Below are 20,946 nucleotides of genomic sequence, written 5' to 3' on the forward strand. Positions count from 1 at the left end.
TATTTTTTCTTTCTATTCCAATTTATCTACATATTTAATTATTCTGCATGCCTTATTTCTTTCATTATCTCCTCTGCATATATCTCTGCACCTTTTCTATTGATATGCACTCCGTCCAGGGTTAGGTAAAAAGATCCTACCCCATCACCTACAAGGCCGGTCGATGGAGGGTTCAAAAAGGTATTAACAAGTTCTTTCTTAATAACGCTATCCTGTTTGTCCATCAATTCCTCATCAAAGGCACTTCCCACATCGGCAATGTAAAACCCATACTCTTTTGCTTTTCTATGTATTATTTCATTAAATTTTTTTCTTTGCTGATTAAGCTCAGATTCAAGATCCTCACCCAAACAGCTTAATGTGGTCATAATAACCTTCCCTCTGTGATTATCTTTTAATAATCTAAAAGTGTTATCCAGGTTTTCTTCAAACTTTGAAGCCTCATAAGCAGGTACAATACCTTCTTCTTTAAGCATCTGTACCCCTCTTTGCCAGGTAGGATCATTCTTTTCTAGATAGGGAAGGACTATATCATTATGTCCAACCTCTATTACGATAATATCAAAATCACCATCTCTAGATATTATATCTATTAACCTGTTTTTCACCCCTAATAGAGTATCTCCACCCATACCATGGTTATATATTTCATATTCTTCTTCTCCTAGCTTTTCCTTAATTATTTTTAGATAACTTTCACCCGTATTGCCTTCTGTAATACTATCGCCTATGAAGAGAATATGCTTTTTCACGGATTAAACACCACCTATCTATCTCTTAATTAAAACTTGGTTCTAGTGGATGAGAAAGCAGGAAAAATAAGTTAATAACAGGAGGTCATTAGCTAATCAAACTCAGGATGAGTTCATAGATTTGAAAGCCTAATTTCGACTGCTGACGCACCAGAACTAAACTTAAAATATCAATAAAACAGCATAAACAAAATCGGTATCGCAAGCTTAAGAGTTACAAGCCTGGACAAATGCAAAAGTGATACCTTAACAGGTTCGTATCCTTCCTTTAGAGCAAGGCCTGTCATAACAGTAAAACCTGCTGGTGCGCTGGCAAGAAAACACAAAATAAAATCCCAACCAGTAAGCCTAAAAATACCATACGCCACTGCAAAAGATGATAACATAGTAAAGAACAAAGAGAAAACAAGAGCCCAGATCAGCTCCCCAGAAAAAATCAACTTCAAAGTCTCAGGTTCAACCTGGTTAGCTACCATCAACCCAATCCCAACCAAAAACCAACTTAGAGCCTTATCAGGAGGAGGCTTTATCGGCATCCTAAAATATAAAGCGATAACTACAAACAACAAGCCACCCACTAATCCTCCTGCAGGAACACCTATGTATATAAGCAGCCCCCCAAAAACACCTGCTAGGACCAGAGTTAGAATAATCCAGAGAAACCCTAGTATTTTATTTTTCCCTACTTTTTCATTAAATTTATTTTTGGTGGTTTCTTTACTGGCATTATCATCATTATTATTATCATTATTATCATTATCATTAGAAACATAATAAGAATCAGGCTCTTTCACTTTATTATTAACACTATAAAATTTAAAAATCAAAGGAAAAATAATTATTGTCGAAAACATCCTAAGAACATGAAAGAGCACAACTGTCACCGAATCAGCCTCAGTATCATGGGCAAGTATAGTCATCTCTGGAAGTCCGCCAATACTTGAGCCAAGTATACCAGTAGTCAAATCCACAGGACTTATAAGGGTTATAACAAATCCAAACAAAAGAGCTATGGTCAAAGCCCATCCTGAGATAATCGCTGCAGGACCTGCTATGCTTTTTAGGTTACTAAGTGCATCCCGGTCTAGCTTCGCCCCTACCATAACCCCCAAAATCACCTGTAAAGCTATAATGATATAAGATGGAAGATAGGGCAGGTCTATCCCAAAAACCCTCATCCCACCAATCAAAACGATACCCCCAAGAACGGGGGCTGCAGGTAAGCGAAGCTTTTCACCTATAAACCAACCTAATAGCCCTAATGCATACAATAAGCCAATATCAACTAGTTCTTCAAAAAACCACATATCCATCTTCATCCTTACGTTTTAAAAAAGTTTAGTAACTGCTCCGGGGTACTTACTACATAATCAGGTTCTTTTTCTAACACTACTTCTTTTGAATCATATCCCCACTCTACCCATATTACTTTAATGCCGGTTCTTTTGCATGCTACAACATCCCTTTGTTCGTCTCCGACATAAATAACATCTGACTTATTTAACGAATGGTTTTTTAAATACTTTTTAATCACTTTGTCTTTACCAAACAAATTATTTGAAGATATCACTTCGTCAATAATAGTGACATTATTATTATTCAAAAAATCCCTGATATTTTTTTCTGAGTTAGAAGATATAATAGTTATTTTATACCCAAGGCTATTTAATTCATCTAGCACATCTTTTATCCCCTCAAAAAAATTTACGTTTTTAATCTTTTGACTATAAAGCAAATTAAACTCTGCAACAATAAAAGGAACTTTGTAAAGCGGAAAATTCACATATCGTGATCTTTCAAGATTAGACATTCTTCTTAAAGTCTCTATATCAGCATTTGTTATTTTGTTAAATTTGTACTTGTCAGCAAGCTCGTTAAACACAGACATTAATACTTCAGTTGAATCCACAAGGGTACCGTCAAAATCAAAAATAATCTGTTTAACCATATAATTAGTCCTCCAGGTATATAATATTATCGGGATATTTGGTCAGAGGCACAAGTCCATCTTCTCTAACAAGAAATGTATTTTCAACCCCTACTACCCCTTCACCAGGAAAAAACATTTTTGGCTCTAATGCAAATACCATACCTTCTTCCAAAGGTTTATCAAACCTACTCGCAAGTACTGGCAGTTCATCTAGTTCAAGTCCTACACCGTGACCCACAAAAGCTGCTTTTTCATCTTTGTAGCCCATAAAATATTCACCAAATCCTTCTGCCTCTGCAATTTCAAAGGCAAGATCATACAGTAAACTCCAGTGCACTCCAGACTCTGCAGTCTTTTGTACCTCCTGTGTGATTAATTTCGTGACTTCATAAGCTTTTTCTAATTTTTCTGGCAAAGTACCATGACAAAATATACGTGTCTGATCTGCTATATAACCTTTATTCACAGCAGCATGATCTACCATCACCGGCTCATTTCTTTTAATGGTTTTCCACCCGGCCCCTTGTGGGTATGCCGCAGAAAGACCACTCCCACCTGTTGGGCTATCTACAAAACTAGGTGTAGTCAAATTCTCTCCTGACATAAGATGCCCAAAAAATATCTGCTGATTAAAACCACGCATTGGAACAACACCTTGATGACCCTGTTTTCTAAAAACTGCCTCAAGCTCTGCTGATAGTTCTATCTCTGTTATTCCTTCCTTTATGAGTTCACTTGCCCTATCAAAAACCTTATTATGCATTTCCCCTGCCTCGCAAATAAGTCCTACCTCATAAGAGCTTTTCACAGCTCTTACAAAACTAATTTCCCTGGAAATATCAATCATTTTATTTTTATCAAATAGTTTTTCATAGCGAAAGTATAAACCTGCCGGGAGAATATCTAATTCCATGCCTATTATTTTATTAGACAAATCTTTGCCTGAAGCTAATTCTTTTATTATATCGGGTATATTCTTAAAGCTCTCCTGCTTCTGTATATTATCAAGCATTGATTCCTCTTTGGCTCTTTCAAAACTTTTTTTCACTAAATACAAAGGTTCTCCCTCGGCAGGGATTATTAAATGACCGCTCTGACAGCTTCCGGTAAAATAATATAAATTGATACTGCCAACAATTATAGCTATGTCAATTTCCTGTTTTCTCATTAATTTTTGAAACCTACTGGTTCTATCTAAAAGTTCTTCTTTAGGAACTATCTCCATTTGTTAACACCTCCCCTATTATATAGTACTATTTTAATACAAATTTGCCCTAAAAAAAATCACCTTTGTTAGGTGATTTAATTTAACTTCTAATCAAACCAAAATTATCATTTATATATTTAATTATGCAAGGGTTTTTTAACTTTACATAAGTTCCGTTTGTACCTAAAGAACATGACTCGACCACTCCTGCACTCTCAAGTTTTGTCAAAGCACCTGAAGTTCTTGAACGACTTATCCCCACTTCGCTAGCTATCCTACATATTTTTACTTTCCCTTGAGAATTTTGTATATTGTTCAAAACCTTTTTTACCACTTCAAATTCATTATAGGTAAGCGATTTAATGGCTTGTCTTGCGTTTTCATCCTGTCTTATTTCTTTTTTTAGCTGCTTATCCTTTGCTTTCATTAGCTTATTACCTGTAACTGCTGCTACCAATTCGGCAAGAATTATATCTTTCATACCAAAATTTTTATTTAAGCGTGCGATAAGCATTGTACCAACCCGGATATCTCCACCCAACATAGGTATTATTGAGGTTTTTATTCCAGATATCACTAAATTTGCTTTTGTTTTTGTTTCTTCAAACAAAAATTTACTTATTTTATCAGTAAAATTACACTCAAATTCTTGAGACAAAGCTTGTGCCAATAAACTCCCCTTTCCATCAAAAATGTAGACATTTGACCATACAATATCCTTCAGTATTTCTGCAAAATATTTGATATCATCATTAGTTAAGCACTGATATATAACTTTTCTCTTTAGTAAATCAATATCCCTCAAAAGAGTTAAATCACCCATATTTATAACCTTCTTTCTAAAAAGTTACAAAAACTATGCATAATAAGGATATTTTTAAATAATATTGATATACTCTAATAATTTGCTTCACATAGCGTTATGTTTTTAGTATTATAACAATTTTTTATTTGTTATGCAACAACTTAAAGAAAAAATTGTTAAAAAAAAGCCAGGATTAAACCTGACACTTATTACCTTATCCAATTTTTTAATTTACGACAAATTGCGACAAACACAATGAAAAACTTATTATACAATAACACTGTACACTATCACTAATTGAAATTTAGAGGAGATATTATAAATGAATAAAAAAACCTTTGTTAAACAAAATTGCTATACATGTCCTTATGGGGTAAAGTTAAAAAAATTCTACGATAATTTTAAGTTTATTCCTATTGAAATATATGAAGAAATATTCGGGAAAGAGCACTTTGTTGAGGAAAATTGTAAAAGCAGTTATACTTTTAAGTTTAAAAGTAGCCTAATGGAACTTGAACAGGCTAAAGAAAAGTTAAATAGTATAATTTTAGAATTTGATAATAAAACTATTGTTATCCAAGCATTTCATGAGCTTATGATTAATGCAATAGAACATGGAAATAAAAATGATCATAGTCAAACAATAATAGTAAAGTTAATAATTGCGAGAAAATATATTATTTTAACAGTAAAAGATAATGGAAATGGGTTTAATTGGGCAAAACAAATAAATAAAAACTTACGTTTAGAAACAGTAAATGAATCCGGTAGAAACCTAGGACTTACTATAATTAGGATGTTATGCGATGATATATTTTTTAATAACAAAGGAAATAAAGCAATTTTGTTTTTTTCTAATAATCTCGATAAAAAAGTATTTAAGTAAATTTAGAGTCCGGCTTTGATAGTTAACCCTTTTTCATAATTCTAAATGCTAACTAATGGAGATTTTAGCTCAGTATAAAAGGAGCTCACCTCAAATTTATCGAAAGTACAAAGTGAGAAGCATCTTGTTTTTTACAAACGACCCTGTTTCCCCTTGAAGAATTGCAAGAAGAGGAGTTAAAAAATCGATTAACCCTACTTTTTAGCTCATTAGACTTACAACATATGCAAAAGAAAGATTTCCTTCACCCTAGGGACACCAGAATACAATCGCGAAGCGATTTTTAAAGCGCTTTTAACATCACAATTAGAAGGAATAGATAAGTTTAGTGAATTGAGTACAAGGTTAAAACAAGATATTAGGTTTAGATATTGTTGTGATTTTGGTATTAGCGGCCAAACTAAGAAGCATCCAAAGTCAAAACAATCTAGTACTAACTCTAATTGGCATGCTAAATTAGATAGTTTCAAGAACAAGATCACTTGGTTTGGCTACAAACTAAACTTGGCAGTAGATGCTAAAAGTGAACTACCCAGATTTTAGAAATTACACCTGCGAGTGTTTACGATGGCGATATTGGGCCTAAACTAGAAAAAGTTGATTACATAACTGGTGATGGCGGCTATGATCAGTACAAGAACTATGAATTTGCTGCTGATCCTACAAAGCCAGTGCTATTGAATTTCGAAAAATGCTTATAACAAAAACTATTTGTTACGCAACAATTCTAAGAAGACTTTAGAATAAAAAGCCATAAATTCAAGTTTAAATAGTGAATAAATTTCAAATAAAATTACAATAAAATGAAATTTTGCTTTTTATGAAGGAAATAACAAAAATTAATATAAATAAAAATATATAACTCACTCAACTTTCGCACCTTAAGCAGCAAATAAATTCCTGATATAACTTGGAAAACCACTAATTAAGTCTTGGATTTGACATTTTATTGCAGATTCTTTTTCTGCAGATAAATCATTGGGGAGTAATGATTAAAAATTTGACACAATAGAGGAGTGACAAAAAATGGAATTTCCTTTGGTCAGGATGCGCAGATTCAGGAAAAACGAAACGCTAAGACGAATGTTAAGAGAAACATGTTTACAACCTAGTGATTTAATTTTTCCCATAATAGTTACTAATGGTACTAAGGTTAAAAATCCAGTGCCTTCTATGCCAGGAGTATATCAATATTCTGTTGATGAAGCATTAAAAGTATTAGAACATGTTAACAAATTGAGCATTCCAGCTATAATTTTATTTGGAATACCCGATTATAAAGATGATATTGGAAGTTCCGCAAAAGATAAAAATGAAGCAGTACAAAAAGCTTGTAGAGCAATAAAGGATAAATACCCTGGTTTAATAATTATCACCGATGTATGTTTATGCGAATACACTAACCACGGTCATTGTGGTTTGGTAGATAATGAGGAAGTACTAAATGATGCTACCTTAGAAGAGCTATGCGAAATTTCTCTTTCTCATGTAGAGGCGGGTGCTGATATGGTAGCACCTTCAAATATGATGGATGGATATGTAAGTGAAATTAGAAAAGGATTAGATGAAAAAGGGTATATCGATACTCCTATCATGGCATATTCTGCTAAGTTTTCTTCTGCTTTTTATGGACCTTTTCGAGAAGCAGCACAATCAAGTCCAACATTTGGAGATAGACAAAGTTATCAAATGGATCCTTCTAATAAAAGAGAAGCAGTAAGGGAAGTGGAATTAGATATAAGAGAAGGTGCCGACATAGTGATGGTAAAACCTGCTTTGAATTATTTAGATATTATTTATAGTGTGAAAGAAAAGTTCAGCCACCCTATAGCTGCTTATAGTGTTAGCGGCGAGTATGCCATGATAAAAGCTGCGGCAGAAAAAGGTTGGATTGATGAAAAGGAGGTAACCTTACAAACACTCCGGGGAATTAAAAGAGCTGGAGCTGAGATGATAATAACTTATTCGGCAATTGATGTTGCCAGCTGGATAGAACAAGGTTATTACTAGCTATATAGCTAAATTGAATTTTATAAAAAGACTTTAAAAAAGCTTTCCATTTTGATTTGTCCGGTATTTCTTTCTAACGCCGCAAAATTACATTACGGAACACAAAGAATAAGTAAAATACACAAGCCTTTAAAAATGATAAGATTAAGGACAAGGGAAATAAGATTAAATAAAGGTCGTTTAGCTGGCTCTTTCTATAATTTTAATAATTATTTTATATCACTAGCACTACAAAAATAATTTGTCAATTTTTACATAAAAGATTCAAACAAAGACCTGTATAGAAAAACCTCCTTTATAATTATAACCATTTATTGGGGTATACCTTGCCCAAATCTCTATTAAAAAGGAGAAAAACACTATGTGTGGCAAGGATACCTCGAGGTCCATATTTAAACAAATATAATTTGAGTTTTAATTATTAAGGCTTTTGGACCTCAAAGGGTTTTAAGAACATACTTTTGTGACGCTATAGAAAATTTGCAGCAACTTTATAGGCCGTGCCAAGTAGCTGTAAGAGTACAAAGGAACCCCGACAAAATTTCTTAGCCAAGCTTTTACCCTGAACTTCCTTTTCTGCTCTTTTGCAATAATGAGTAAATCAAGGAAATCAAAAGTATCAGGCTTCTGGCTTCTTCTTTTGTTGTTTTCTTTTGCATATCGACCATAGGCAATTATTTTTACTTCTATCCTAGTAACTTCTAAGCCAAATTTTACCATCCATTTATCTAGCTCCTAGTATTGGTTTTCTGCATCCCTTTTATCGATAAGCCTTCCAGGTTGCATTCAATCATTGTGTAGCATGCTGGTTCACACCCACTTAATTACACGACCTCTCTCTGGTCGCACCGAAAATTGAGTTAATTAAAAATTTTTGCAAATTTGATAATTTACAAAAATTTTCCTAGACAAAAAAATATATATTGTTGTAGAATGTAAAAAAAAATGAGCGGATGATTCTAGCGGGAGAGACTCGCAGAATCTTGCGGGCACCGAAGGAGCAAGTACTAGTATAATTACAGCTAAGCTAGTACGAAACTCTCAGGTAAAAGGACCGTTAGATGACGCATCTCTGGAGAGAGCCCTTTTGGGACACCAAAGGTGTAAATCTCTCAGGTATACCAGGACAGAGCGAAGCTGCTACAGGCTTCTTCTGTCCTTTTTATATTAATTAGGGCATTTAAGTAAAAGCTATCTTTTGAACTGTATAAATTTAGGTTCTTGCAAAACTGAATAGTTAAAAAACAAAAAAACTTCCCTGTACAGGAAGAATAGCTTTTTAAAAACTTTGGATTTTTTAGTAATTACAGATACTCACCTCTCAATATGGGATTTATTTAAACTAAGCAGCAAGCCACCTAACAGAACGAATTTTATCATTAATTTTAGATCTACAAGCAACTAATGCCACAACATTTTAAGCAAACGCTTTCTTTTGTCGCAGTAACCATCGAACTTAAAAGTAAGTGTATTATCTTTAGGGCAGACAGGGATACCATTTTCATTATAATCTTCAACCAGGTTTTTTGATCTTCTGGGATTTAGGCTGATAACAGGCTTTAAAAGACAATCTTTAACTAGATAGCGGTAATTTTCAGTACTATCGAAACCAGCATCAGCAGTAAAATATTTGTATTTACTAAGATCATGGTAGCTCTTAAAACTATTCATAATAGGTTTAAGAGTAGTAGAATCCTTTTGCCCTTCAAATAGTTCAATATCTTTAACAATGCCAAAACCATCAGTTAATACAGCACCAGTATAAGCATAAGCAAAATGACCATTGGTATAAGAAAGCTTGGCTTTTGGCTCTGCTTTAGCATATTTGGGCATTTTAGCAAGTGCCCTAGTATAAATTTCATGTTCAGGCTTGTTTGGAGTTCCCTTCTCGACCTCTCTTTTTAGAGAGTAAAAGTATTTAGGATTGTTTTCTTTAACTGGGACTTCCAAACCTGTAGTATCAAGGACGAGAAGGGATGAATCAAAAGGGTCAATTTCCTGTAGATAAGGCTCAGTTAGCTTAACTAGCTGATGTAAGATTTCCTTGAAATCTTCCTCGCCTAGTTTTTGCTTAAACCTTGTAAAAGTTGCTGCATCTGGAACAGAGTCAGTAAAGCCGCAAAAGTCTTTCATAGGTCTAGAAAGCTCAAGGAACTTTATTAAAAGTTCGGTAGAAGGGATAGAATAGATTTTCTGAATTACTAAAGCACTTAACATTGATTCAATGGAATAAGGCGGGCGTCCAGTTTGCTTGTAGTAACGATCTCTGACTTGTTTAGGGATAATTTCAGCAAAGTCTATGTAGTCGGAGAGTTTCTTAAGTTGGTAATGAGAATCCATTTTTTGAAACTCATCTGAAAAATCAAAGAAAGATATTTGGCCTTTCACAGGATCACCTCCTTTTGCACTAAAAATTCTACAAAAAGTGGAGGGATTCCTGTTGAAGATATCCTAAAAATCCTTTTACAACAGGGTTTTTGGGTTTTGCAATAAGTTACTGTATAAATTTTAAAGGAGGTGGTCGGAAAAATAACACAATATTCGAACAATTCTAAATAGAGTTAATTGTAGGTTTTTATGGTTTTAAATAGTGGGAATTTGTAAAAATTAAAATTATTAAGGAGGTTTTAATAAAATGAAACCTGCTAAGTTAATTGTTTTTGGTGTAGTGTTTTTACTTGCTATTTCTATTCTCGCATTTGGATGCGGAGAAGGAGAAGAGCCTGCTGGAGATGACGTGGAAGAAGATGTGGAAGAGGCTGAAGATGAAGTTGATTTCCCAACTAGCGAAATCACATATATTGTACCTTATGCACCAGGTGGGGCTTCAAGTTTAAGTGCTGAACCAATTGCTGAAGAAATGTCTGAAATTTTAGGTGAACCAGTAACAGTGGTTAACAGAGAAGGTGGAGGCGGTAGTGTTGGAACAGCTGAAGTTGCTACTGAACAACCAGATGGATATACAATTTTAAATGCTTCATCTGGGCCAGCTACTATTAGACCCCATATGTCTGAAACAGGTTATGAATTAGATTCCTTTGAGCCAGTAGCACAGTTGACTGACATGCCTAACGCCTTAACCGTAAGTGCTGATTCAGATTTTGAAGACCTTGATGATTTTGTCGAGTATGCTCAGGATAATCCAGGAGAATTGAATTATGGAACACCTGGTGCAGGAAACAGTCAGCACTTAGCGGCTGAATCTTTCCAACTTGATTATGATTTTGATATGACCCAAATTACTTATGAAGGTTCATCCCCTGCTGTTGCTGAATTGATGGGTGGACATATTGATGCAACAGTAACTTCTATTACTGAGGTTGCACCATATTATGAAGATGGAGAAGTAGAAATTTTAGCTATAATGGGTGAAGAAAGAGTTGACTTCTTGGATGATGTTCCAACCTTTGAAGAAGAAGGTTACGACGTACACTCAGGAGTATGGTTTGGAGTACTAGCTCCTGCAGGTACACCTGATGACGTTATTGATATCCTTTCAGGATCTATAGAAGATGCACTAGAAACTGATGCTGTTCAAGAAGCTTATGATGAATTAGACCTAATTGCTTCTTATCTACCACCAGATGAATTTGGACAAAGAATAGAAGATGAGTCAGAGATGAACCGTGAAATTATTGAAGAAATTGGTTTAGAAGAAGACGATCTATAAAAGCGTTTTACGTTTAGATATTTTGAAATAATTAATAAAGTATAACAGGATTAACTTAAATTTAATCCTGTTATACTTTCCAGTTTTTTAATATGCAAAATAATGGCTATAAATTAAAAAGGAGGTTCTGGATATTGGTAAAAGATAGGGATATTGTTTCTGGTATAATATTACTCGTTGCAAGCATAGTAGGTCATTATTTTACAAGCCAGCTAGGAGATGTAGCAGCAACAGCATTATCACCGGGTTCTTTTCCTGCTTTTATATTTACTGTAATGGGTCTTTGTGGTCTTATCATCATAATTGGTAGGGTCAAAGATCTAAAGACAAAAGAGGATGATGAAATAAAAAAATTACCCGCTGTAAAGTGGGCAACTGTTATCGCCTATACTATTGTTTTTGCTATTTATGTTATTTTAGTCAGCAATGTAGGATTTTTACACTCAACTTTAATATTTTTATTTTTAAGCTTACTAGTACTAGGCGAGAGAAGGCCTGTTGTCTTAATAGCTGTACCTATAGTTAGTTCTTTTGGTATTCACTTCATTTTCACAGAAATTTTTAGAATAGTTCTGCCATAGAGTATATAAGATTTATAAAAAAATGTAAAGCTACTACAAGAAAGAAAGGGGGATAGACATGGAAGCATTAAGTCTATCAGAAATACTTAGTGCGTTAGCTGCAGTGCTTAACCCGGAAAGCATAATGTGGATTTTCGTAGGTGTGGTATTAGGAATTATATTTGGAGCTATACCAGGCCTTACAGCAACTACTGCAGTTGCCGTTTTTGTACCCATAACATTTGGTATGACAGTGGAAAATTCAATGAGCTTTTTGATGGGTATCTACTGTGGAGGATTTTATGCTGGAAGTATCCCTGCGATATTGATTAATGCACCTGGAGCACCAGGAAATGCAGCGACTATATTTGATGGACATCCCATGGCAAAACAAGGTAGGGCTGGAGAAGCTTTAGCCTACTCAATTATATCTTCCTGGGTTGGAGGAACTGTATCAGCGTTTTTATTACTTATATTAGCTCCAATCATAGGAAGTATAGCTTTAATGTTTGCCCCTCCTGAATATTTTGCAGTAGGCCTTTTAGGGATGGCCTGTATTGCTGGTGTTTCCGGCAAAACTTTAACAAAGGGAATCGCAGGTGCTTGTATTGGTATGTTTCTTGGAACAATAGGGCTTGATCCTATAGATGCTATGCCTAGATTTACTTTTGGTTCTGTAGCATTACAAGCTGGAATTGACTTGTTGCCAGCACTTGTGGGGCTTTTTGCTATATCTGAAGTATTTAACCGGATCGAGAGTTTGGACCAAGAAAGAGGTCAAATAGTCGAAGTGGCAAAAACCAAACTTCCAAAAGCAAAGGAATTTTTGAAAGTTAAATTCACAATAATTAAAAGTATTTTTATTGGTACTTTTGTTGGAGCAATTCCTGGTACTGGTCCAACTATTGCATCCTGGATGGGTTATAACGAGGCAAAAAGAAGTTCGAAAGAAGCCGATAAGTTTGGCACAGGCCATCCCGAAGGAGTCATAGCTTCAGAAACGACAAACAACTCTGTAACCGGTGGTGCTTTAATACCTATGTTAACACTAGGAGTTCCAGGAGATACAGTCACTGCTGTATTATTGGGAGCATTATTGATACAAGGATTAAATCCAGGTCCTACTTTGATCGAAGAAAATTATAGCCTAGTTTCTCAACTCCTTTGGATTTTGATAATTGCCAATCTTTTTATGCTTATAGTTGGTTTGATTGGCTCAAGACTATTTCCATATGTGTTAAAAACTCCAACCCATATTCTACTGCCAATTGTTACTGTGCTTAGTGTCATAGGTAGTTATGGTGTAAACAATTCTTTTTTTGATGTACAGATGGTTTTAGTATTAGGACTTTTAGGATTTTTCTGTTTAAAATTCGAATTTCCTATACCCCCTATAGTTTTGGGTCTTATTTTAGGCCCGATTATAGAGCCAAACTTTAGAAGAGCGCTAACAATGAGCGATATGAATCCGATGATTTTTTTTACAAGACCCTTGAGTCTTGGAATTTTGATTTTAGCTGTATTATTGACATACACAATATATAAAAGGTTTCATGCTGCTAAGAGTGAAAACTAATTCCTAAGTGAAGGCTAATAATTAATTAAATTAGGTTCTTGCAAAACTAAATAGTTAAAAAACAAAAAAACTTCCCTGTACAGGAAGAATTGCTTTTTAAAAACTTTGGATTTTTTAGTAATTACAGATACTCACCTCTCAATATGGGATTTATTTAAACTAAGCAGCAAGCCACCTAACAGAACGAATTTTATCATTAATTTTAGATCTACAAGCAGCTAATGCCACAACATTTTAAGCAAACGCTTTCTTTTATCACAGTAACCATCGAACTTAAAAGCAAGTGTATTATCTTTAGGGCAGACAGGGATACCATTTTCATTATAATCTTCAACCAGGTTTTTTAATCTTCTGGGATTTAGGCTGATAACAGGCTTTAAAAGACAATCTTTAACTAGATAGCGGTAATTTTCAGTACTATCGAAACCAGCATCAGCAGTAAAATATTTGTATTTACTAAGATCATGGTAGCTCTTAAAACTATTCATAATAGGTTTAAGAGTAGTAGAATCCTTTTGCCCTTCAAATAGTTCAATATCTTTAACAATGCCAAAACCATCAGTTAATACAGCACCAGTATAAGCATAAGCAAAATGACCATTGGTATAAGAAAGCTTGGCTTTTGGCTCTGCTTTAGCATATTTGGGCATTTTAGCAAGTGCCCTAGTATAAATTTCATGTTCAGGCTTGTTTGGAGTTCCCTTCTCGACCTCTCTTTTTAGAGAGTAAAAGTATTTAGGATTGTTTTCTTTAACTGGGACTTCCAAACCTGTAGTATCAAGGACGAGAAGGGATGAATCAAAAGGGTCAATTTCCTGTAGATAAGGCTCAGTTAGCTTAACTAGCTGATGTAAGATTTCCTTGAAATCTTCCTCGCCTAGTTTTTGCTTAAACCTTGTAAAGGTTGCTTCATCTGGTACAGAGTCAGTAAAGCCGCAAAAGTCTTTCATAGGTCTAGAAAGCTCAAGGAACTTTATTAAAAGTTCGGTAGAAGGGATAGAATAGATTTTCTGAATTACTAAAGCACTTAACATTGATTCAATGGAATAAGGTGGGCGTCCAGTTTGCTTGTAGTGACGATCTCTAACTTGTTTAGGGATAATTTCAGCAAAGTCTATGTAGTCGGAGAGTTTCTTAAGTTGGTAATGAGAATCCATTTTTTGAAACTCATCTGAAAAATCAAAGAAAGACATTTGGCCTTTCACAGGATCACCTCCTTTTGCACTAAAAATTCTACAAAAAGTGGAGGGATTCCTGTTGAAGATATCCTAAAAATCCTTTTACAACAGGGTTTTTGGGTTTTGCAATAAGCTTATAATTAATTAAATAGGAGGGATTTTCTTTGAATACAAATTATCAGTCTAAAAAAGTTTACCCATATATCCCAAATTCAGCACCTCATCTAAAAAGTCAATTAATGGAATACTTAGGCATAAACGACATAGAAGAGTTATATGAATCTATTCCTGAAAGATTAAGATATAATGAAAAACTAGATATCCCTCAAGCATGTGACTCTGAGTTTGAGCTAAAAAAACATGTGGAAGGAATAATATCAAAAAATATTTCCTCCCAAGACTTTATCAGCTTTTTGGGTGGAGGAACCTGGAATCATTATGTCCCCTCTGTTTGCGAAACAATCATGTCGAGGGATGAGTTTTTAACTACTTATAATAGAGAAGCTTATCTAGATAAGGGCAAATTCCAAGCACTTTTTGAAACTCAAAGTATGCTTGGCGATATGTTGGAAATGGATGTAGTCTCTCTTCCAACATATGATAGTTCTAATGCAGTTGCTTTTGCTTGCAGAATGGCAAATCGAATAAATAAAAGAACGGAAATTGTTGTCCCAAAAAGTATAAGGCCCTCAAAATTATCTATAATCAAAAATTACTGTGAGCCTAAGATTTCAGTTAAAGAAGTAGACTTTGATTTTTCTACAGGATTAATAAATTTAAATCAACTAAAAGAAACCGTATCTGAAAATACAGCAGCCGTAGTAATAGAAAATCCGTCTTATTTAGGTTTTATAGAAACACAAGTCGAGGAAATTTCAGAAATCATTCATGAATATGGAGGAGAATTAATTGTAAGTGTTGATCCGCTCTCACTCGGTACTATCGCTCCTCCCTCGTCTTATGGAGCAGATATAGTATGTTGTGAGTTGCAGCCTCTTGGCATCCCTATGCAGGCAGGTGGTGGGATGGCTGGAGTAATAGCTACAAGAGAAGAAGAAAAATATGTCAGCGAAATACCCATGATGTTATATGGAATTTGGACAGAAAATGAACGTGGTATGATAAACTTTGGGAATGTAGCCTTTGAGAAAACTTCATATGCTAAGCGTGAAGAAGGTAGAGATTATGTCGGGACTCAAGCAGTATTACATTCAATCATTGCAGGAGTTTACCTTGCTGTAATTGGACCTAAAGGTCTTAAAGAAATTAGTCAGGGAATTATGGAAAGAGTAAAATATGCGAAAAATCTACTTAACAAATTAAATGGAGTAAAAGTTCAATTTGATAATGTAAGTTTTAAAGAGTTTGTTCTAAATTTTGATGGAACGGGGAAAAAAGTGGATGAAATTAATAAAGAGCTCTTAGATAACCAGATCATCGGTGGAAAAAGCTTGAAAAAAGACTATCCAGAATTAGGTGAAAGTTCTTTGATTTGTGTCACAGAAGTACACACTAAAAAGGAAATAGATGAATTATACTCTGAACTAAACAAGATTATTTATAAATAGATTCAAAGATATAAAATAGGAGGGATAAAATTGGCTTCAAAGGTAAGAAAAAACTTTCATCAGGCCAGATGGGACGAACCAATAATTTATGAGATGTCAAATCCTGGAGTCAAAGGAATAGATGTCCCAAATGTTGAAGAAGAAATTAAAAATGAAGTTGGCGATGTTTTATCAGAATTGCCAAATAAGTTACAAAGAACTGAATATACAAATTTGCCTGAAGTCTCTCAAAAACATGTGCTTCAGCATTATCTGCACTTATCCCAGGAAACCCTAGGATCCAATCTGTCTAATGATATAAGTCAAGGAACTTGTACAATGAAATATAACCCAAAAATACATGAAGGTTTTGTAAGCAACCCTAAATTTGCCTTTATTCATCCAGACCAGCCAGAAGAAACAATGCAAGGAGTATTAGAGATATATTATAAGCTTGGTGAAATGATCAAAGCGATATCAGGTCTTGATAAAGTAAGTTTTCAGCCAGTTGGTGGTAACCAGGCTATTTTTATGGCAGCTAAGATGGTACAAGCTTATCACCAAGCAAATGGAGAAGCAGATAAAAGAGATGAAATCATAACTACCATGCTTTCTCATCCTGCAAATGCGGCAGCACCGGCAACTGCTGAATATAAGGTAATAAATATATATCCAGATGATCAAGGTTTACCAGATTTCGAGGCTATTAAAGAAGCTGTTTCTGATAGAACTGCAGCTATTTTTATTACAAACCCAGAAGATACAGGTCTTTTTAATCCTGATATTGATAAAATTGTTAAGATGGTCCATGACGTTGGAGGACTGTGCTATTATGATCAAGCTAATGCTAACGGCTTTTTAGGAATAACTCGGGCGAAAGAAGCAGGCTTTGACTTCAGTCATTTTAACCTTCATAAAACTTTTAGCTCTCCACATGGTGGTTCTGGCCCTGGAGGAGCAGCTCTAGCTTGTAGTGAAGAACTTGCTAAATTTTTACCTGTTCCTGTGATTGAATACGATGAAGACTCTGATAAATATTATTTTGTAGAAGATTTACCTAATTCCGTTGGAAAAATAAAAGACTTCTTTGGGAATATGAGCGCAGTTTTAAGAGCTTATTCATGGATAATGACAATGGGACCTGATGGATTAAAGGAAACTGCTGATATATCCATTCTAAACAATAATTACTTCTACCATAAAATAAGAAAAGAAGTTCCTGATTTAGCAATATCTCACGAAGAAAATGAAGCAAGGAGATTGGAACAAGTTAGATATACTTGGGCTAAATTAAAAGAAAAAACAGGTGTAGGTTCTTCTGATATTCAAAGAAGAGTAGCCGATTATGGCATTCAGCACTATTTCCAGAGTCATCATCCGTTTTTAATTCCCGAACCAATGACCCTTGAGCCTTGTGAAACATATTCAAAAGATGATTTAGATGAGTATATCGAAGTTTTGAAAGAAATTAATAATGAAGCTTTAGAAAACCCAGAAAAAGTAAAAGAATCTCCTTATAAGACTGCAGGAATAAAGGATACAAAAAGTTTAAGCCTTGCTCAAAAAGATATATGGGCACTAACCTGGAGAGCATATTTAAAAAAAACAAAAAGCAAAGAAAATAGAAATTAACAAAAACAATCATAGGGGCGTCATTTATGAAAAAAATAGGCTTAATTGTCAATCCTTTTTCCGGGATGGGTGGAAAAGTAGGACTTAAAGGAACAGATGGAAAAGAAATTCTAAGAAAGGCTATTTCACTAGGGGCAGAGCCTGAAGCACCAAAAAAAGCTGCTGAAGCTTTAAATCAATTAATAAATCTAAAAGATCAAATTAAGGTCTACACTTTTCCCGGCAAAATGGGAGAAAAAGAAGCTAATGACCTGGGTTTAAAACCATTTGTTTTAGATCCTGGCAGAGAGATAGTTGAAGATTTTAACACTACTTCTAAAGATACAAAAAAAGCAGCTAAAGAAATGATGAATATACCAGTAGATTTAATCTTATTTACTGGAGGAGATGGAACTGCAAGGGACATCTTGGATGTTATCGCAGACAAAATCCCTATTATTGGGATACCAGCTGGTGTAAAGATGTATTCAGCTGTATTTGCAATCAACCCTATTAATGCAGGGACACTTGCAGCCAAATTTATTAAAGATGAAATAAGTAGCTTTAAGCCTGCTGAAATTGTTGATCTTGACGAAAACCAAGTTAGAGAAGGAAATGTATCTGTTAAATTGTATGGATATGTACAAATTCCAGATGCAGGTGCATTAGTACAGGATCTAAAATCAGGTTCCTCAGATACTGATGCATCCCTTACCAATCAAATTGCTACTTATGTAATCGACACTATGGAAAAAGATAAAAACTATATTATTGGACCGGGTACTACAACAAAAAAAATAATGGAAAAACTAGATCTAGGCTATCATCCCCTAGGTATTGATGTAATAAAAAACAAAAAACTTGTTTCAAAAGATGCGGACGAAATGAAGCTATTGGATATAGTATCAGTTGAACCAGCTAGTGTTATTGTTACTATCATCGGAGGACAAGGTTATATTTTTGGCCGAGGCAACCAACAAATAAGTTGGAGAGTTTTAGAAAAGGTGGGCAAGAAAAATATAAATGTTATAGCAACCAATAACAAACTTGCTTCACTTCATAGGCAAACCCTCTTAATTGATACTGGTAACAAAGATGTTAATAAGAAGTTATCAGGTTACTATAGGCTTATTACAGGTTATAAACAAGAAACTATTTATAAAGCAAAAGCAGATTTTTAAAACCTGTTTACAATCTTATGATAATTAAGTTCCTAGTTTTTTAACGTAAATAGAAAGGAAGATTAACAATGGCACTCTCCGTGAATATGCCTCTTAAAGCATTGTTGAGACAGGCGTGGAAAATTAGATCTAATAATTTTCCACGCCAAATTAAATTTGTTAGGCCTAAAAATACATTACCGATAAGTTTGACAGGTGAAAGTTGTCAGTTAAATTGCCCTCATTGCGAAGGACATTATTTAAAAAATATGACTCCAGCCTGTAATGAAAATGATGTAAAAAAAATTAACCTAGATAATTATTCAAGTTGCCTAATAAGTGGTGGAAGTGACAAAGATGGTGCTTTACCTTTTAGTGAAAATGAAGCTTTGTTAAAGGAATTGTCAAATAAAAACAAAAGAATTAATCTTCATACCGGCCTTGTTTCAGAAGAAGAAGCAAAAAAGGCTTCTTTAGTAGATGTTTCTTCTTTTGATTTTATCGTAGATGATAACATTATCAGAAATATTTACGGATTAGATAAATCGGCTAATGACTTTATAAATTCTTATAAACTTCTTAGCAAATATGCCAATGTGATAGTACCACATGTAAATATTGGCCTACCTGGCAGCCAAAAATTTTCAGAACTAAAAAGTTTAGAAATTCTAAAAAAGTTAAGAGTAGATGCTTTAACATTTATAATCTTCACCCCCACCAGGGGAACTAGCTTTTCGGATTTTCAGCCTCCTAGCCTAACTTACGTTGGAAAAGTACTTTCTTTAGCTAGGATTAATTTTAAAAAAACACCAATTTTTCTTGGTTGCATGCGGCCAGGCGGTATTTATAGAGAAAGAGTTGACAAAATAGCTTTGAATTCTGGAGTTAATAAAATAGTATTGCCAACACCTGCTGTAAGAAAGCTTGCCGTCAATAAAGGATTAGAAGTAGAGTGGGATAAGGAGTGTTGTGCACTATGATTAGGATATCTGCAGGAACAGCTTATATGATGGGACTTAAAAAGATTAAGATAGATGAAACACCTACTACTGGCTACTTAATGCTAGGAGAAGGTTGTGCAAATAACTGTGCTTATTGTGCTCAAAGTAAAGACTCTTATGAAGGAAATGGTAAATTAAGTAGGGTTACTTGGCCAAAGTATGATATAGAAAGTTTGATTAAAGGCCTAAAAAAAGGAGAAGAAAAAGGATTAAAGAGGTTATGTATACAGGAAGTTAAATCCACAGATAATAATTCAGAATATATTGATATCACAGAATTGATAAAATTAGTCAAAAAAAATTCCAATCTGCCTGTTTCTTTATCCTCAACGGTAAACAATCTTAAAAAAATAGAAGAACTATTAAATCTTGGCGTAGATAAAATAGGAGTTTCTTTGGATGTATGTAGTCCAGAAAAATATCCTGAGTATAAAAGTGGTTTATTTTCAAAAAGACTTAATTTTATCAAATCAGCCGCTAGGAAATATCCTGGAAAGATTAGTACTCATTTAATAGTTGGCTTAGGAGAATCAGATTATGAACTTCTTTCAATTGCAAAGGATTTAGTAAATTCAAATGTAAACATAGCTCTATTTGCCTTTACACCTCTTCAGGGCACAAGGTTATCTCATAAAAGCCCTCCCACTTTAGAAAGGTACAGAAAGATACAAGCAGTCACTTACCTCTTAAAAAATAAGTTAATAAAATTTGATAAGTTGTTATTTGATGATAAAGGAAAGCTGGTTGGAATCGATATCTCTAGTAATAAGCTAATAGATGTTTTGAGTTCTGGTCAAGCATTTATAACTATGGGATGTTCTAATTGCAATCGTCCATTTTATAATGAAAAGCCCCATGACACTCCTTTTAACTATCCTAGGAATCTTAGTAAAGTTGAAAAAAGCGAAGCTATCAAGATGTTATTAAATAATTTAAAAACGAATTAATTATTGACTACTCGTTTTTACCTCAACTTCTAATTAAAAACATATTTTGGAATGGTGCTATTTACCACTCCAAAATATGTTTTTATATCTTTACTTTTATAAATTC

19 protein-coding genes and 2 riboswitches are annotated in these 20,946 nt (G+C 34.2%); of the genes, 11 read left to right on the plus strand and 8 right to left on the minus strand.

The features are described from left to right. Window positions 1-38: 38 nt before the first annotated feature. From ACONDI_RS09370 to ACONDI_RS09390, 5 genes are all read right to left on the minus strand, one after another. Window positions 39-752: an SGNH/GDSL hydrolase family protein gene (locus ACONDI_RS09370; protein ID WP_241078278.1), complete on the minus strand. Its 714-nt coding sequence runs from the start codon at window positions 750-752 to the stop codon at window positions 39-41. Between the two features lie 170 nt (window positions 753-922). Next, window positions 923-2,059 (minus strand): AbrB family transcriptional regulator, encoded by a 1,137-nt coding sequence (locus tag ACONDI_RS09375; protein WP_241078279.1) that lies wholly within the window; start codon window positions 2,057-2,059, stop codon window positions 923-925. A gap of 14 nt (window positions 2,060-2,073) precedes the next feature. Then, the gene (locus tag ACONDI_RS09380) at window positions 2,074-2,700 is read right to left on the minus strand and encodes an HAD-IA family hydrolase (protein WP_241078280.1); all 627 of its coding nucleotides are present in this window, start codon (window positions 2,698-2,700) and stop codon (window positions 2,074-2,076) included. 4 nt (window positions 2,701-2,704) lie between these two features. Further along, window positions 2,705-3,907, minus strand: coding sequence for a M24 family metallopeptidase (locus ACONDI_RS09385; RefSeq protein ID WP_241078281.1), 1,203 nt, complete (start codon window positions 3,905-3,907; stop codon window positions 2,705-2,707). A gap of 82 nt (window positions 3,908-3,989) precedes the next feature. After that, window positions 3,990-4,712, minus strand: a complete 723-nt coding sequence (locus tag ACONDI_RS09390; protein ID WP_241078282.1) for a hypothetical protein — start codon at window positions 4,710-4,712, stop codon at window positions 3,990-3,992. A gap of 304 nt (window positions 4,713-5,016) precedes the next feature. Here ACONDI_RS09390 and ACONDI_RS09395 point away from each other — a divergent pair, with 304 nt between their 5' ends. The 3 genes from ACONDI_RS09395 to hemB all read left to right on the plus strand — a co-directional run bounded on the left by ACONDI_RS09395 (window position 5,017) and on the right by hemB (window position 7,590). Continuing rightward, window positions 5,017-5,580, plus strand: coding sequence for an ATP-binding protein (locus ACONDI_RS09395; protein WP_241078283.1), 564 nt, complete (start codon window positions 5,017-5,019; stop codon window positions 5,578-5,580). 237 nt (window positions 5,581-5,817) lie between these two features. Further along, window positions 5,818-6,123 (plus strand): transposase, encoded by a 306-nt coding sequence (locus ACONDI_RS15830; protein WP_420848199.1) that lies wholly within the window; start codon window positions 5,818-5,820, stop codon window positions 6,121-6,123. 483 nt (window positions 6,124-6,606) lie between these two features. Beyond that, window positions 6,607-7,590, plus strand: a complete 984-nt coding sequence (gene hemB, locus ACONDI_RS09400; RefSeq protein WP_241078284.1) for a porphobilinogen synthase — start codon at window positions 6,607-6,609, stop codon at window positions 7,588-7,590. Between the two features lie 447 nt (window positions 7,591-8,037). Here hemB and ACONDI_RS09405 read toward each other — a convergent pair whose 3' ends face one another. Next, window positions 8,038-8,310 (minus strand): hypothetical protein, encoded by a 273-nt coding sequence (locus ACONDI_RS09405; protein WP_241078285.1) that lies wholly within the window; start codon window positions 8,308-8,310, stop codon window positions 8,038-8,040. Window positions 8,311-8,543: 233 nt separating this feature from the next. Beyond that, window positions 8,544-8,657: riboswitch (glycine riboswitch) on the plus strand. A gap of 3 nt (window positions 8,658-8,660) precedes the next feature. Further along, window positions 8,661-8,722, plus strand: a riboswitch (glycine riboswitch). Window positions 8,723-8,991: 269 nt separating this feature from the next. Next, on the minus strand, window positions 8,992-9,978 hold the full coding sequence (locus tag ACONDI_RS09410; RefSeq protein WP_241078286.1) for a transposase: 987 nt from the start codon (window positions 9,976-9,978) through the stop codon (window positions 8,992-8,994). A 247-nt stretch (window positions 9,979-10,225) separates the two neighbouring features. Here ACONDI_RS09410 and ACONDI_RS09415 point away from each other — a divergent pair, with 247 nt between their 5' ends. From ACONDI_RS09415 to ACONDI_RS09425, 3 genes are all read left to right on the plus strand, one after another. Beyond that, window positions 10,226-11,260 (plus strand): tripartite tricarboxylate transporter substrate binding protein, encoded by a 1,035-nt coding sequence (locus ACONDI_RS09415; protein WP_241078287.1) that lies wholly within the window; start codon window positions 10,226-10,228, stop codon window positions 11,258-11,260. Between the two features lie 134 nt (window positions 11,261-11,394). Further along, a complete protein-coding gene (locus tag ACONDI_RS09420; RefSeq protein ID WP_241078288.1) occupies window positions 11,395-11,841 on the plus strand; it encodes a tripartite tricarboxylate transporter TctB family protein in 447 nt (148 codons plus the stop codon). Between the two features lie 58 nt (window positions 11,842-11,899). After that, window positions 11,900-13,396, plus strand: a complete 1,497-nt coding sequence (locus ACONDI_RS09425; RefSeq protein ID WP_241078289.1) for a tripartite tricarboxylate transporter permease — start codon at window positions 11,900-11,902, stop codon at window positions 13,394-13,396. A 218-nt stretch (window positions 13,397-13,614) separates the two neighbouring features. Here the strand turns inward: ACONDI_RS09425 and ACONDI_RS09430 are convergent, their stop codons facing one another. Beyond that, a complete protein-coding gene (locus ACONDI_RS09430) occupies window positions 13,615-14,601 on the minus strand; it encodes a transposase (RefSeq protein WP_241078290.1) in 987 nt (328 codons plus the stop codon). Between the two features lie 137 nt (window positions 14,602-14,738). Between ACONDI_RS09430 and gcvPA the strand changes: the two genes are divergently transcribed. The 5 genes from gcvPA to ACONDI_RS09455 all read left to right on the plus strand — a co-directional run bounded on the left by gcvPA (window position 14,739) and on the right by ACONDI_RS09455 (window position 20,840). Continuing rightward, window positions 14,739-16,142 (plus strand): aminomethyl-transferring glycine dehydrogenase subunit GcvPA, encoded by a 1,404-nt coding sequence (gene gcvPA, locus ACONDI_RS09435; protein WP_241078291.1) that lies wholly within the window; start codon window positions 14,739-14,741, stop codon window positions 16,140-16,142. Between the two features lie 30 nt (window positions 16,143-16,172). Next, entirely contained in the window at window positions 16,173-17,753 is a 1,581-nt protein-coding gene (gene gcvPB, locus ACONDI_RS09440) for an aminomethyl-transferring glycine dehydrogenase subunit GcvPB (protein WP_241078292.1), read from the plus strand. 26 nt (window positions 17,754-17,779) lie between these two features. Then, on the plus strand, window positions 17,780-18,913 hold the full coding sequence (locus ACONDI_RS09445) for an ATP-NAD kinase family protein (protein WP_241078293.1): 1,134 nt from the start codon (window positions 17,780-17,782) through the stop codon (window positions 18,911-18,913). A 68-nt stretch (window positions 18,914-18,981) separates the two neighbouring features. Next, window positions 18,982-19,872, plus strand: coding sequence for a LipS1 family lipoyl synthase (locus tag ACONDI_RS09450; protein ID WP_241078294.1), 891 nt, complete (start codon window positions 18,982-18,984; stop codon window positions 19,870-19,872). Beyond that, window positions 19,869-20,840 carry a LipS2 family lipoyl synthase gene (locus ACONDI_RS09455; RefSeq protein WP_241078295.1) on the plus strand — a complete coding sequence of 324 codons (972 nt, stop codon included), beginning with the start codon at window positions 19,869-19,871 and terminating at the stop codon, window positions 20,838-20,840. The genes ACONDI_RS09450 and ACONDI_RS09455 overlap by 4 nt, the downstream gene beginning before the upstream one ends. The last annotated feature ends 106 nt before the right edge of the window (window positions 20,841-20,946 follow it).

Origin of the sequence: Natranaerofaba carboxydovora (assembly GCF_022539405.1) — a bacterium.
Taxonomy (GTDB): Bacteria; Bacillota; Natranaerobiia; order Natranaerobiales; family Natranaerofabaceae; genus Natranaerofaba; species Natranaerofaba carboxydovora.

Excerpts from the sequence above, each read along its gene's own strand:
- ACONDI_RS09375 (WP_241078279.1), bottom strand. The coding sequence starts at position 2,059 with ATGTGGTTTTTTGAAGAACTAGTTGATATTGGCTTATTGTATGCATTA.
- ACONDI_RS09380 (WP_241078280.1), bottom strand. The coding sequence starts at position 2,700 with ATGGTTAAACAGATTATTTTTGATTTTGACGGTACCCTTGTGGATTCA.
- ACONDI_RS09385 (WP_241078281.1), bottom strand. The coding sequence starts at position 3,907 with ATGGAGATAGTTCCTAAAGAAGAACTTTTAGATAGAACCAGTAGGTTT.
- ACONDI_RS09390 (WP_241078282.1), bottom strand. The coding sequence starts at position 4,712 with ATGGGTGATTTAACTCTTTTGAGGGATATTGATTTACTAAAGAGAAAA.
- ACONDI_RS09395 (WP_241078283.1), top strand. The coding sequence starts at position 5,017 with ATGAATAAAAAAACCTTTGTTAAACAAAATTGCTATACATGTCCTTAT.
- hemB (WP_241078284.1), top strand. The coding sequence starts at position 6,607 with ATGGAATTTCCTTTGGTCAGGATGCGCAGATTCAGGAAAAACGAAACG.
- ACONDI_RS09405 (WP_241078285.1), bottom strand. The coding sequence starts at position 8,310 with ATGGTAAAATTTGGCTTAGAAGTTACTAGGATAGAAGTAAAAATAATT.
- ACONDI_RS09415 (WP_241078287.1), top strand. The coding sequence starts at position 10,226 with ATGAAACCTGCTAAGTTAATTGTTTTTGGTGTAGTGTTTTTACTTGCT.
- ACONDI_RS09425 (WP_241078289.1), top strand. The coding sequence starts at position 11,900 with ATGGAAGCATTAAGTCTATCAGAAATACTTAGTGCGTTAGCTGCAGTG.
- ACONDI_RS09445 (WP_241078293.1), top strand. The coding sequence starts at position 17,780 with ATGAAAAAAATAGGCTTAATTGTCAATCCTTTTTCCGGGATGGGTGGA.
- ACONDI_RS09450 (WP_241078294.1), top strand. The coding sequence starts at position 18,982 with ATGGCACTCTCCGTGAATATGCCTCTTAAAGCATTGTTGAGACAGGCG.
- ACONDI_RS09455 (WP_241078295.1), top strand. The coding sequence starts at position 19,869 with ATGATTAGGATATCTGCAGGAACAGCTTATATGATGGGACTTAAAAAG.